The sequence below is a fragment of the Leptospira perolatii genome, from assembly GCF_002811875.1.
GTDB classification, from domain to species: domain Bacteria; phylum Spirochaetota; class Leptospiria; order Leptospirales; family Leptospiraceae; genus Leptospira_B; species Leptospira_B perolatii.
The window spans coordinates 1-13,637 of sequence record NZ_NPDZ01000024.1 but is presented as its reverse complement, the minus strand read 5'-3'; the positions used below and the strand labels follow the sequence as shown (position 1 = coordinate 13,637).

The window sequence follows — 13,637 nt, the reverse complement described above, 5'->3', positions numbered from 1 at the left end:
GGGATGAACCGTCAGTACATAAAAAATTTCGCACTGCTGAAGTATACAAAACCCTATCAGTAAAAAAGAAACCGAACACTAAAAGCAGCCATCGCCAAGAAATAAACAGGAAACGGAAAGCCGAAATCCCGAAAGCGAAGCCAGGATGGCGAAAGCGTTCCGGAGCTCGGCACAGGAGGTGCCGGCGCAGATATTTCCTTTGAAAATGAAAAAAAAGAGTCAGTTTATAGCATAGCTAAAAAACTTTATAAAGTTCTAAATGTATTGAAGAAGGCAGGCTAACGTAAAATTTATTTATTAGTATCGATGGTTAGACGGCTGTGAAAATCCATATAGAACAATTCAAAATATTGAAGTAGGCAGATCTAGTATAAATCTCCGAACTATCTATAGGATTTGTAAAAAGCTAAAGATTAATCAACCGTAGCTTCTGCAGGTGTATCACCCTCGAAAAGCTTTCTAACAAAGCTCTCTGTAAGATGGGAAGAAAGCGTATCAAAATATTTTTTTCTATCATTTGTATTAGCGTATTCGGCTGCCGCCGCATCCAAAGCTGAATTCAAAATCCCATTGAATTCAGAAATTTTAACTATATTAAAATAGAGCCGGTCAAAATTGCCTTTAAATACATTCGAATCTGGTTGCTTTATGGATTGGTTATAATGCTCAAAAGTAAATAAAGCCTCAGAGTTTACCGTAAGATTATCCAACACTTCGTCTGACAAAACATTCTCAAACAGACTCAGCTCAATATCAGGACCAAGATACTCTGAATTAATTTGAATTATAAACCGAAAAGCATCCAGTAGTTCAACATACCCTATCAGTCTTTTATGTTTTTGACTCCCGACAATAACGAGCGAATTTGCAATAGTAGGGCCCACTTTTCCATTTAAAATTTCTGTACCATAATAAGGAGCAGTGAGAATCGGAGAGATATCTATTAGAGCACTGATGAGTGAATAAATATATTCGACTGATTGACCTTTTGCGATCCAATAGTTTACTAAAGTTTTATATATAGATCTATAAACATTTTTATTATTGAACGGTATTTCAATTTTCGGCTGATATTCTTTCGTATCAAGTTCAATTTTAAGCTTTTCTACCTGATTGACATCTATATTTAACTTAGGATTTTTCTTTGCAAATTGCTTCAGCAAAACCTCTAGATATTCATCATCCGGTGCTTCAATTTTTATTTCCGTTTTTCCGGTAATGGGATCTAACCTTTTTTCAAACTTTGGCTGAGAAATTCTCTTCCCACCGTTTGAATCAATTCTTATCTTTCTTTCTCCTACCTCTAATTCAAAATATTTTGGGTCATGCCCAGCCAACTGGGTAAGACCGAGCAAAACACAGTATGGTCTCAGTGCCTTCTCCAAGCCCGAATCTATAGTGTAGCCAAAAATATTGTTATGCTTCGCGCAAAGAAGCCCTCTTACCTTTAATCTTCCTCCGATAGATTCCGGAAATATATGTTCATAAGAAGAATCGTGAGAATGTTCATCTCCAGGTAAGTAACAATAATTAACCATACAAATTTCTCTATGAATTCAACTCTCAATCTTCTTTCAATCTGTGTCTAATGTTTTACCTATCTAAAAGTCTAAAAGAGAAAGCATTTCAAAGTCGTTATAGATTTCCTGAGATCATATTGTAAGGAAAAAGAATTAAGAAGGTTGGACTTGCAGTCAGATTAACTCAAGAAGATATGGATGAGGGAGATTTCGCAATTCATTTCAGAACAATTCAAGAGATAGAGAATGGTTGAACCAATCCGAATATGAATACTATATTTCGTATTTCGAAACAACTAAAGGTTAAACCCAAAGTATAAGCAACTCACCTACGATGCTCTAAGCGATCAGTTCAAGGACTTCCTACTGCCTCCTAATGAGAACAGAGACATCTCTAAAATTATGGCTAAGAGGCCCTACGTTTGCGTAGACACTGCTGTATTATATTCTGCGGCGGAAAGAGCAAGCCAAAGTAAGAAACGCTACAGTCACAGAGGACAAACCTCTTCTATATACCTTTCAGAAAAGCTTGGTGGAAAACAAATCGGAACCCTTGTCCAAACTATAGCCGTCAAGCAAGGACCGGTATTCTTCTCATCAGTCCCTAATCAAAATGCAGGGACACTTGGACCTCTAATCAGAGAACACTTGCCTACATCTCCCCTTTTTACAGATCAAGGCTATCCATGGCTTTGGGGAGTTTACAGGAACCACAGATCAGTAAATCACTCAGTAAAATCCAAGGTCAACAGGTTCAGATTCGCTCGTAATCGTTGGAATAAGAATGGAGCCCATAACCAAGTAGCAGAAGGAAATCATAGAGTCCTAAAAACTGCCTTTGCTCCTTACGCATACATAAAGCCAAAGTATTCTCAATTGTATCTGAATGAGTTTAGCTTCATTAACAATGCTAATGTGCTCGGGTTGGATGTGTTGGTTGAGTGTGGATGCTGTTTCTGTCAATCCGGGAGCCGGGAAGAGGGAGAAGGCGGTTCGGATTCACAGAAAAGGGATATCTACTCCGACAATACTCTTTGTTTCTTGTTAAAAATATAATCCTGTAAAAAGACCATATCATCCGGATTGGAATCGAAGAAGTTTACTCCGCAGTGGAACTTTCCGTTGTCGAACTCCATAAAGCGAACGACTTCTCCTCTCAGAACCAATGTACGCTCCGACATAGGCACAAACATTTTAATAATATTATGTTTTTTTAAATAATGAAAAGTTCTCTCGTCTTCGATTTCAAACAAAAGACCATTCATGCTGATATCTAGAATCCTTGTAGCCGCCTTCGAACTCTTATAGTTTTCCTGACGAATGTAGACTTTTGTCAAGGCGTAGGTCAAAATCTCTCCTAATTCCTGCACATACAAAGCCTGTTGCCTGGAGATCGAAAATTTGTCCATGGCAGTAGAATACACTCTGATATAACCGATCACTTCGTTAAAAAGACGAATCGGAGTGATGACATAAGAAATCATGAAGTTTCTTACTTCCTCCTTTTGCATTTCTCGAAAAAACTGATCAGCGACTCCCTGTCCTTTCTCGGACACCATGCTCATATAGGCTTTTCTAAAATTGTCTAGATACTCATCGTTCTCTTCGCCGATATAATTCTTGATCAAAGAACAATCCGATACATAAACTGTCCCATTGTATTCGGACATAAATCTTTCCAGAAAGTCCGTTTTCCCTTCTGCTTTATAGAACACTAAATTATAATCTTTTGATACACCCACAATATATTCCGTGGCCATAAAATTGATTAATTTAATACTAGGGTTATCCTTTTTGATCTCTTTCATCAAATGAAAGAACCTTTGTTCCACGTACAGATTCTTTCCCAGTTCCCTTTCGCCTCCGGAAAGAGATCTATAAAGGATCACGTAATTCATAAAAAGATCGTCGACCGCGACCCTAATATTCTTCCGGAAAGCCGCGGCTTGTAATTCGGACGGGATCTTTATTCGAATATGATCCGCCCAATACTCTATAATCACGACTTCGAATTGATAGAGTATATTCAATATTTCGAAACTAATTTTGGCCCGAAGGATGCCCCTTGTCTGAATATTCGGAACGTATAAAACGAGATTGTCTTCTTCGACCTGCTCGACAACCGCCTGAAGCTTCTCTCCTTCGTAATCGAGGGGGAATTCTTTTTGATCCGCCTTTAAACTATAAAAAAGGTGCTTCACCAAATTTATATCCGAACCGATGATTGTCTCCCCAAACATAGTTTCAAGAATTGTAATAAGTTCCTGAAGACTATCCGATCTACCTACTGCCATAATTAAAAATTCCGAAATACTGAAGCTTAGAATCTACTTAATAGATTCCTAATTTACTTTTGAAGGAGCTCCTACAGATAGCCCCCTCAGAAAAAAGGTTGACGCGCGCCTAAATTTCTGATATTAGGCAATTCGACGCCCCCCGGTACTCCACCACACCGGCCCCCGCCCAAAGAAGGGTGGGGCCCGTAAAAAGTACTCCTACTGCGCCGTCTATCTCTCCCTTCATTTTCGACTTCCGAACCCTTCAAATTCAATGGACCATCGCTTTATTTGCTCCAAAGCACCGGACGCTTAAGAGACATATTCACCGAATAGGTTTACAAATTCTTCGGCGGGAATTCTTAGAACTGCCGAAAGTAAATGTATGGAGCAAAAGAAATCCGAACTTAACCCAGAACTTTTTGATATGATGCGGCAAGGAAAATTGTCTGCGACGAAAATCCTCTCTCTGATTTCGCTAAAAGAATTGGTCGATAGATTCGCGGTCAGACCCTTTCTGGAAGAAGAAAAGCTTCGCGAAATCGTAAATCGGTTCGGAGTCGAACCTGATATTCTTAGCTGGGGAGATTATTTTCAAACAGAGATCGGCTCCCGATACTTCGATAAATCGGACCAGGAATTTTCCAAGATCGTAGATACGATACGTTTTGATTTTATCTCTTCCCATTTAATCTTTTCGGACAGGCCGACCTACTTTTCCGATTCGGTTAGAGGAAACGCCTTGGTTTCTCGTTCAATCGATTCAGGATTCTGGACATTAGAGGATGAAGAAAATATCCACTTGCAAGTACTCCTGGATTACTTTGAACAAATGGGCCTCGGAGAAAAACCCCTTTCTATATCAGACAGAATTTGGTACGAAAGTTTTGAATTGAAGCAGGAAGCCGTTTAATGGCGTTAGTGGAAGCCGAAACGGTGGAACTTTCCGCCAACTCTAGAATTGAAATTCTTTATCTGAATAATCCTGAAAGCAAGAACTCCATGACCAGAGATATGGGATTTGAATTTAAATCCCATATCGACCGGTTAAGGACGGCGAAAACTGCACCGAGAGTGCTCCTGATCACTGGAAAAGACGAAATCTTTTCGGCAGGTGGTAACTTCGAACTTTTGAAATCTTTTGCGGAAAAGGATTTCGAGTCGAACAAACGAGATATGTTCGAATTTTATAATTTATTTCTTTCTGTTAGAGATCTGGAAATTCCGGTCATCTGCGCGGCAAACGGACACGCAATCGGAGCAGGCTTTTCTCTAACTCTCGCCTGCGATATTAGAATTTTCGCAAATGAAGGAAAGTACCAGTTCAATTTTGTAAAACTCGGAATCCATCCGGGAATGGGCTCTAGCTATCTAACACCGGAGTTATTCGGATATTCCCTAGCAAATAGACTTCTGTTTTTGGCTGATACGATTACAGGAGAAGAAGCAGCAAAATTAGGAATTTGTTATGATTCCGTTCCTAAAAATGAAGTCCTACAGAGAGCCACAGAAATCGCGATTTCTCTAAGCGAAAGTTCTCCCCTTGCACTTTCAGAATTAAAGAAAAATTCCTACGATCGAGAAGCTCTAAATCAAGCCCTACGAAAAGAAGCAGAATCTCAGGCTCGCAATTTTCTTTCCGGAGATTTCTTAGAAACAATCAAGTCCCTAGAAGAAAAGCGAAAGCCTGTTTTTAAAGGATTTTAATCCGCAATTTCCAATTTCTTTTCGGATATGGATTCACGGATCGCCTTAAAGGTTTCCGCGTAATCGTTCCAGGCATTCCAAACAACGAATCCATTGGAATCACTGTCTACGCTCGCCTCGATTTGTGCTTTTATATAGTCCTTCATACTTTTTCTGGATTGAGCAACTTTCATATTAAAGCCTTGGATATAACCCACTACTCTAGTCGTTGGCAATGATCTCTTTTTCGTATTCACGAGTCCGTCATAGACTGTTTGGTACGGGTTAGAAATCCTGGATGGTTGTCCATAGAAATGAGAGGGATAGAGCATCGGATAAATCACATCGACTAACTGCGCAAAGTTTTCTACTTTCTGACCGATTAAATCGTCTTTGTTAAATGGAATCCTTCCAAAAATATCTGCACCCAAATACGGTAAATCATCACATTGATTTGCCTCGTTACGGATTCTACTGATGATCGAATGCAAATTGCTATATTTCTTTTTCAGAGTTAACTTTATCTCCGGATCATCCGCATACCGAATATAGTCCAGCTGAATCTCCGCAAATCCTGCTTCGCACGCCCTTCTTACATAACTTAGTATCGATTCCATCCGAGTTTTGCTCGGAAATTCCGTGGGAAGTCCACCATCAAAATTAACGACCCTCGCAACCGGATAAAAACCCATTTCCTTAATTCTCTTCACTTCTTCAGAGGTCGGTACTTTTGATTGAACGTCGATGACCAAAACATTTATGCCTACTTCGCTGGCCTGGGCAAGTATCTTGTCCTTCTTTTTCTTTTGATTTGATCCGTTGAACGTTGAGTTGCTGATATAGATTCCTCTATAAAATTTCGGAGGAAAAATTGAGTCTTCTCCCAATATTTTTTTTCTAGGAGGACGACTCGTCTCTGATTCTTCAGCCAGACTTTCCGGAGCAGAGCGAACTGGTTCTATCTCTGTTCTTTCGATTCGGTTCACAGTTCGATTTTGCCTTTGCGATTCTTCAGCCGCTATGCTTGAATCTTTTGGCTTCGATTTTATTTCTTTGTTGGAACTCCTGCTATTTAGTTCGGGAGCTGTCTTTTTTTTAGAATTCTCAGGAAAAGGAAGTGTAAACTCCGCCATAAGAGAGATAACAAAGAAAGTGGAAAGTACACTGATTAAAACGAATCTATACAAAGAAGTGACTCCTTGGGCTGGTACTAATATCGAACTTTTAAAGTAGGATCTTCTGCACCGTCAAAAAATCGAACAAAAAATCGAGGCATCCTATGCGACTCGGATATTCCTATAGCGATCATTTTCTAAACCACAAAACCGGAGATTTTCACCCTGAATGTCCGGAACGCCTGGAAGCGATCATGAATCGACTTTCTAGAGCATCTTACTTTTCCAGCCTGGTTCCTGTCGCTCCAGAGCTACTAGATCCAAAGTTTATATTGTCCACCCATAGCCAATCTCATCTGACTCGATTTCTTTCGATGAACGGAAAAGAAGGCGCGATGGATGGAGATACTCCTTATTCTAGGGGAAGTTTCCAAGCCGCTCTATTGGCCGCCGGTAGCGGGGTCTGTCTTTCTAAAAAGATTTTGGCGGGAGAATTAGACGCTGGGATTGCCTTAGTTCGTCCACCTGGCCATCATGCAGAAACAGGAAGAGCGATGGGTTTTTGCTTTTTGAATAATATAGCGCTATCTGCAAACTTTCTTTTATCACAGGGTGTAAAGCGAATCTACATACTGGATTGGGATGTGCATCATGGAAACGGGACTCAGGAAATTTTCTATCGATCTCCCGATGTGTTTTTTACCTCGATTCACAGATATCCTTTTTATCCGGGGACCGGCTCAAAATCGGAGACGGGCGAAGGTGATGGAACTGGGACTACTTTAAATCTGCCCATGAGCGGAGGCAGTTCCGATTCGCAGTATCTGAACTGCTTTAAGAATACTATTATACCTTCCATTCTAGAATTTCATCCTGAGTTCATACTGATTTCTGCGGGATTCGATGCTCATAGAGAAGATCCTTTAGGCGGTATGAATCTAAGCACAAATGCATACCAGGAATTTACAAAGTTGGTCAAAGAGGCTGCAAGTCAGATCGGAGCGAAAATAGTTTCTTTTCTGGAAGGCGGGTACGACCTGGTAGCATTGGCGGAAAGTGTAGAATCTCATATCGGAGTGCTACATGGTTAGTACTGAAATTCTGAGTCTTCACTAGTCGCTAAATTGTCGGAACAAGTAAATGGACCCGAAATTAGAAACTGCACTCAATTTTTTAAAGCGGGGAGATTTCGAAACTGCGAAGTCCGTGCTGAAATCCTGGGTAGAATCTTCTCCAAATAACTCACTCGCCAAGTTTCACTATGGAATGTGCCTGTCCCAAATCGGGGATCTAATCGAGGCGGAGGTCCAACTCCATGAATGCGTAGTCTTAAACGAATCCATGGTGCAAGCTTGGATTGGCTTAGGAGTTCTTTATGCTCGAAAAAAGGACAAAGCAAAAGCGGAATTCCATTTTTCTAAAGCTTTGGAACTCGATGAAACCGACGTCAATGCAAAGCGAAATCTGGCTTCTATTTATACCGGTTCTCAGAAGTACGATAAGGCTTTAAATCTTTATTCTACCCTACCGGAATCAGCCTTGGCAGATCCTATGACCTTATATGCATTAGGAATTTGTTATCTTTATACCGAAAATCTCCAGAAAGCAGGAGAAATATTCAAAAAACTAGAAGCGATAGGAATTCCAGAATCTATCAAGAAGGAATTCTCGGGACTCAAAGATCTTTTGGAAGAAAAGAGAATCGAATCCAAGGGAATATGGACTTTCTTGGAAGACTCTGGGTTCGATTAATATTTGCTAATAATATCTCAAATTTCAGTCGGAACTTCTTCCTTTTTTCATTGACAGTCAATCTAAACTCTTTCAGTCTTGCCTCAGATTTATATGTTGCAAACAGTTTTAAATGCAAACCTGCTTCTCCTTCTCCTCCTTAGGGACTGAGGGGCCGGAACATTTGCGTTTGCAAGAAAACCCGCTCCTCTGAGCGGGTTTTTTGTTTTCGGTAACTCCGACTAACATCCCGCTCTAAGTCGGGAAACTAGGAGATACAATGGAAACAGAGAATTCACCGGAACCACCTAGGACTTTGTCCTTCCCCACCATTCAAGATATTTTGATCCCGGGTCGTGGATTGAGAGCCCCCGAAGTACCTCCATTTTTTATGGATGTCACACTAAGGGACGGCAATCAGGCTCTTCGCAAACCCTGGAACTTAAATGAGAAAGAAGTAATATTCAAACAGTTAGTAAAGCTTGGTGTTCAAGGGATCGAAGTGGGGTTTGCGTCCGCGAGTCATCAAGACTTTGAAGCTTGCTCCTATCTGGCTTCCTTAGCTCCCGAGTCTGTTGTAATTTCTAGTCTTTCTAGAGCAGTGGAAAAAGAAATCGATCTTTCCTGGGAAGCGATTCGACGTGCACCAAGACCCAGAATCCATATTGTTTATCCGATTTCCGATTTTGCGATCAAAAACGTACTAGGAATCTCCGAAGACAAGGTGATCGAAAACATAGAGAGATCCGTCTCTTATGCAAGAAAGCTAGCAGGCAATTTCGCGGAAGTGCAGTTTTCTGGCGAACACTTTGGAGATGCATTAGATAATCTTGAATTTACGGTAAAGGCTTTCCAAGCGGCACTGGAAGCGGGAGCAGACGTGGTCAACCTGCCGAACACCGTGGAAAGATATAGGCCCTACTTATTCGTAGCAATGGTTCGTAAAGTAGTAGAGTCTCTGCCGAAAGGCTCCAGAATCTCTGTCCATACACATAACGATTTGGGAATGGCGACTGCTACTACAGTAGAAAGCTATTTCGCCGGCGCGGTACAGTTAGAAACCGCCTTAAATGGATTAGGCGAAAGAGCAGGAAACACGAATACATACGAAGTCGCGATCGCATTACACAATTGCGGTGTTCCTGTAAACTTGAACCTAAAAGAAATCTATGAAACTTCTAGGATCGTTTCCAAGATGTCGAACATCCCCATAAGCGAAAAGGCGCCTCTCATCGGTGAGGATGTAGTAGCTCATCGGAGCGGGATCCATCAAGATGGAGTGTCCAAAACCAAGAATCTGCGTAAGGGAGCCTACAGAGCATTTGATGCAAATTTAATCGGCAGACCGGAAGGAGATAGGATCTCCTTTACGAGCCAATCCGGAAAATCGGCCGCCTATGAAATATTAGTCGAATCCGGAATTGAAGTCACAAAAGAAGAAGCGATGCGTCTGCAGCCGATTTTAAAAACAAGGTCCGAGTCTGTTGGCGGAGGCGAATTATCCTTAAACGAAATTGTAGAAGAGCTTAAAAATCTTCGATTACTAGATTAAGGATTAGATCCTTCCTCAATCCATCTGTAGACTGCCTTTTCAAAATGCTCCGAACCGAAAGCGTGCATTTTACCTTCTCGTTTTAAATAAAGGTAAAGTACGCTCTGCTCCGGCTTTCCTGGCACTGTTCTGGCTTTGACTTCATCGTAACTTAGAATATCAAAGGGAGCATCTCCAGGGTGACATTTAGCACAGTGAGAAACTGAACCATAAGCTTCAAGGATACAAAAAGAGGCAGGCTTTGCTTTTGTATCGCAATGCGGTCGTGATTCTCCCTTATATACGGATTTGTTATCCGAGCAGAAGAGGAAGGTGGAGCTCAAAAGAGCAATTGAGAAAAATTTAATTAAGTGTTTATGCATTCGAATTTAAGATTTATTTCTGAGAGTTCGCAAAAAAAGGAATCGAGAGAAGGTACTCCCTCGACTCCTAAAACTGATTCGTTTATTAATATCTAAAGGGACCGATATATCCAACGTAAGACGGATATAAAGTGTCTCCAAAGCTTGGAATTGTAGGAGATCCTTCCGCACCATTGAAATCTACCCAAGATTTCTTTTTGCCTGCAGTATCGGATTCCCCATAAGGATGTTGAGTAACGACCATTAAATAACTCCAGCCGTTAATGTTCCGGTAGAAGTAAGGTGAAGTGGTTTCAGAACCGTAAGGTGTGGTCCAAATCCTAGTGAGCGATTTGGTCGTAACGTTGTAAGCAAACACTGCATCGTTTTGGTGTTCGCCTGAGTTCGTGTCTTCGCCGATAATCAAAATATCCGATTTTTCCATATAGGCTACATTGTCCGGATTTGCGATCGACTTCGCCTTACAGGTGTTTGTCTTATCGGTTCCGAAATCGATGAACCCGAAATCCAGAGCGCTCGCTTGTTCTCCCATCACTTCTCCTGCCATAGTGAAAGCCACAAACGAACTCTTGATCGGGTTACCAGAAATATCTTTCTTTTCCCCTCCTAAATCGAGGGAATAGATTCCACCGCAAGGATTCGAAGGTATTTGAATATCGCCAGTCGTATCTATCATTCCGGCTTTGATGCTACTCATAGCCACATAAAGTTTGGAAGCGTCCGTATTGTAAGTAATACCTTCTTCTTTATTAAACTCAATACTAGCGCCTTTAAGAGCTGCATATCTTCTGGTCTCCAAACGAGAAGCAAGTTTTTCAATAGAAGTTCCTGTCGTAAAATTTCCTGTCTTTAATTTCAGGCATTCTTTGCCACTTCCTTCTACATCGATGTATTTGTACCCATCAGCAACACTGCAGGTACTAGGAGTTGCCGGATCAAAAGCCGGAGAAGTCTGAGGCTCGAACATTGCGCCAAAAGTAATCCCTGCGTTAATCGCATTCTTGATCTCTGTGTTGCTTGCATGTCCCAGATTCAGCCAGGTAATATTTGCAGAGCCGCCATGGTTGGCGCTTTTTTGAGTCCACTTCGCCGCATATAAAGTACCAGCACTCAGATCTTCTTCTTTGTCTGCAACGAACAAGTAAAGACCGGTGTTCGAACCGTCATCGGCCAAATACACAGTCTTTTTATCCGGAAGTACTTTTGATAGTTCGTGAGCAAATCTTCCCATCGCAAAATGTTTTACTACGGAAGTATCGCCATTGGAATTTAAGATCTTAATTTCAGGAATCCAACCATACCAGTAAGGGTTTGGAGTCTCAGCGCCAAGATATGCCGCATAGTATTTCATGTTCGTATCCGTGTTCGCCTTAAGAGCGTTAGGTTCGTATTCTTCCGAACCTAAATGACTATTCCAAGGAGAAACACTTCCAGCACATGGGATATAGATTCCTTTTACACTGCTCATATTTACCGGCTTTGTCGATTGGACAGTTAGTGCGCCAGTCTCTACATTTTGGTGCAATTTGCTAATGTAAATGCTACCGATTACGTCTTCAAAGTGAGAGATCATAAAAATTGATCCATCTTTTTGAATTAGTGAGTTAAAGTCCGAAGCAGTGCTCGGGCCGCTTTTTCCGGTGCCGCCATTTCTCATCGTATAACCGATGTCCGTTCCGTCCGGGATCGGCACCATGGTCGAATCGACTGGAATTCCGAAAGTTCCGGTTCCCTTAACCTCTCCCGATCGAATCAATTTCGTATATCCGATTTGTTGATCGATTCCGTTGATACTAATCGTAGTCGCAACTTGATGGTCCGTTTTTAAAGCAGTACTGTTCGGAAATTTTGCCTCGTTAAAGGATACTTCCCGAAAAGAATCGTTTGCGGCCAATACTAACAAATTCAAAGATTCATTATTGTTCTTTTCTCCCGCACCACAACTCGCAACTCCGAAAAGTATCGCGCTAGCAGCTGCCGAGAGTAGCAAACTTTGAATGTTCTTTTTTTTATGTAAATTTCTACTAAAGTAGTTCATTTCTCCTGACTCCGTTATTCTATGTTTGGTGATTCATCCATAATTTAAGCGAAGCCTCATACTCTACGAATTGGGAAACAGCAGAATGTCTCATTCGTTACAAAATGGAGAATTGTTAGAAGGAGTTGCTACGAGAGATTTGCTTGGATGTCGAAACCGATCATTGACTCGGTCGACGTCAGTCTAATTGCAAGTTAGTTAATTCGGCCGGGATTCTTATCGAGGAACCACTTGCAAATTCGTAGATTTTCTGGAATCTTGGAGGAATGGAAAAAATTGTTCCATTCTTGCCTCCATTCTATATTAGAAATTCTTTTGTCCAGACCATGCTTGCTTCTCTCATGCGGCAAAATTGGCCCGAACATCCCATGGATCGCTCGGCCAAAGGAGTCGTTTTGGACGCGGGAAAGGGAGTCAGACTTTTAGGGCAGTATTCCTTTTCCCACGAGAATAAAGGACTGCTAATATTGATCCATGGGTGGGAAGGAAGCGCAGACTCCAATTACATCCAACGAACTGCGCGCAGATATTTCGAAAAGGGCTTTTCGATTTTTCGTTTAAACCTGAGGGATCACGGAAATACGCACCACTTAAATCCTGAACCGTTTAACGGCAGTTTGCTGAGAGAAACCTACGAAGCGGTCCGAAAAGCCGCTCAGACTTTCGGCAAGCACGTTCCGGTATACTTATCAGGCTTTTCAATGGGCGGGAATTTTACGATTCGAATTGCGAAAGAACATTCAAAAGGGAAAAAACCCATTCCGAATCTTAAATATTGCATGGCGGTAAGTCCTGCGATGCACCCGAAAAGTGCTACCGAAATGATGGACTCTAAATTTTTGATCGGAAAATATTTCCTGAGAAAGTGGAAAGAGTCCCTTACGAAAAAAAGCGTGCACTTTCCCGATCTGCATCCTTACCCAGAAATTTTACAGGGGAAATCGGTCATGGATATAACAGATCGCATCGTATCGACCACAGATCATTTCCAGGACATCGATCATTACTTCGGGAGTTACACCTTATCTGCTTCGGATTTCAAAAATCTGAAAGTGCCGATCGCAGTCATAACGTCTGAAGATGATCCCATCATTCGCGCGAACGAATTTCATGAAATTTCTCAAGGCCCGAAACTGCATATCCTGATCCAAAAATACGGAGGACATAACGGATTTTATGAAAATCTGAAGGGGAACTGTTGGTATTTTAGAGTTTTAGATTCGATAATGGATTCCGGCTCAACAGTGGCTCGTAAAGTCCAAAAACCTAACGCAAAGAAGAAAAAAGCCCCAGCTTCAAGTAACAAGAAATTGAAGAAACGCGCCAGGAGTTGAGGGGGCCCCACCCTTCTTTGGGT

Annotated in this window: 10 protein-coding genes and 2 pseudogenes; 7 read left to right on the top strand and 5 right to left on the bottom strand. The window is 41.4% G+C overall.

The annotated features are described in order from the left end of the window. Positions 1-413 precede the first annotated feature (413 nt). A complete protein-coding gene (locus CH373_RS18185; RefSeq protein WP_100715546.1) occupies positions 414-1,538 on the bottom strand; it encodes an HNH endonuclease in 1,125 nt (374 codons plus the stop codon). A 291-nt stretch (positions 1,539-1,829) separates the two neighbouring features. Between CH373_RS18185 and CH373_RS18175 the strand changes: the two are divergent. After that, positions 1,830-2,576, top strand: a pseudogene (locus tag CH373_RS18175) (transposase); the annotation flags it as partial. On the opposite strand, the gene CH373_RS18170 reads toward CH373_RS18175, so the two are convergent. Continuing rightward, entirely contained in the window at positions 2,537-3,814 is a 1,278-nt protein-coding gene (locus CH373_RS18170; RefSeq protein WP_100715547.1) for a PilZ domain-containing protein, read from the bottom strand. The pseudogene CH373_RS18175 and the gene CH373_RS18170 overlap by 40 nt on opposite strands. Positions 3,815-4,181: 367 nt before the next feature. On the opposite strand from CH373_RS18170, the gene CH373_RS18165 reads away from it, so the two are divergent. After that, positions 4,182-4,709 (top strand): hypothetical protein, encoded by a 528-nt coding sequence (locus tag CH373_RS18165; RefSeq protein WP_100715548.1) that lies wholly within the window; start codon positions 4,182-4,184, stop codon positions 4,707-4,709. Continuing rightward, positions 4,709-5,503 carry an enoyl-CoA hydratase/isomerase family protein gene (locus tag CH373_RS18160; RefSeq protein WP_100734115.1) on the top strand — a complete coding sequence of 265 codons (795 nt, stop codon included), beginning with the start codon at positions 4,709-4,711 and terminating at the stop codon, positions 5,501-5,503. The genes CH373_RS18165 and CH373_RS18160 overlap by 1 nt, the downstream gene beginning before the upstream one ends. Here the strand turns inward: CH373_RS18160 and CH373_RS18155 are convergent. Next, positions 5,500-6,615 (bottom strand): putative glycoside hydrolase, encoded by a 1,116-nt coding sequence (locus CH373_RS18155; RefSeq protein WP_100715551.1) that lies wholly within the window; start codon positions 6,613-6,615, stop codon positions 5,500-5,502. The two genes, CH373_RS18160 and CH373_RS18155, sit on opposite strands and share 4 nt — an antisense overlap. Before the next feature lie 146 nt (positions 6,616-6,761). On the opposite strand from CH373_RS18155, the gene CH373_RS18150 reads away from it, so the two are divergent. The 3 genes from CH373_RS18150 to leuA2 all read left to right on the top strand — a co-directional run bounded on the left by CH373_RS18150 (position 6,762) and on the right by leuA2 (position 9,880). Continuing rightward, on the top strand, positions 6,762-7,688 hold the full coding sequence (locus CH373_RS18150) for a histone deacetylase family protein (protein ID WP_100715549.1): 927 nt from the start codon (positions 6,762-6,764) through the stop codon (positions 7,686-7,688). Positions 7,689-7,737: 49 nt separating this feature from the next. Further along, the gene (locus CH373_RS18145; protein ID WP_100715550.1) at positions 7,738-8,349 is read left to right on the top strand and encodes a tetratricopeptide repeat protein; all 612 of its coding nucleotides are present in this window, start codon (positions 7,738-7,740) and stop codon (positions 8,347-8,349) included. 259 nt (positions 8,350-8,608) lie between these two features. Next, positions 8,609-9,880 carry a 2-isopropylmalate synthase LeuA2 gene (gene leuA2, locus CH373_RS18140; RefSeq protein WP_100734114.1) on the top strand — a complete coding sequence of 424 codons (1,272 nt, stop codon included), beginning with the start codon at positions 8,609-8,611 and terminating at the stop codon, positions 9,878-9,880. On the opposite strand, the gene CH373_RS18135 is transcribed toward leuA2, so the two are convergent. Next, on the bottom strand, positions 9,877-10,203 hold the full coding sequence (locus CH373_RS18135; protein WP_125170059.1) for a hypothetical protein: 327 nt from the start codon (positions 10,201-10,203) through the stop codon (positions 9,877-9,879). The two genes, leuA2 and CH373_RS18135, sit on opposite strands and share 4 nt — an antisense overlap. Before the next feature lie 124 nt (positions 10,204-10,327). Then, complete coding sequence (locus tag CH373_RS18130; protein WP_100715573.1) at positions 10,328-12,280, bottom strand: PhoX family protein; 1,953 nt, start codon at positions 12,278-12,280, stop codon at positions 10,328-10,330. Between the two features lie 266 nt (positions 12,281-12,546). Between CH373_RS18130 and CH373_RS18125 the strand changes: the two are divergent. Then, positions 12,547-13,506: pseudogene (locus CH373_RS18125) on the top strand (YheT family hydrolase); the annotation flags it as partial. Positions 13,507-13,637: the final 131 nt, after the last annotated feature.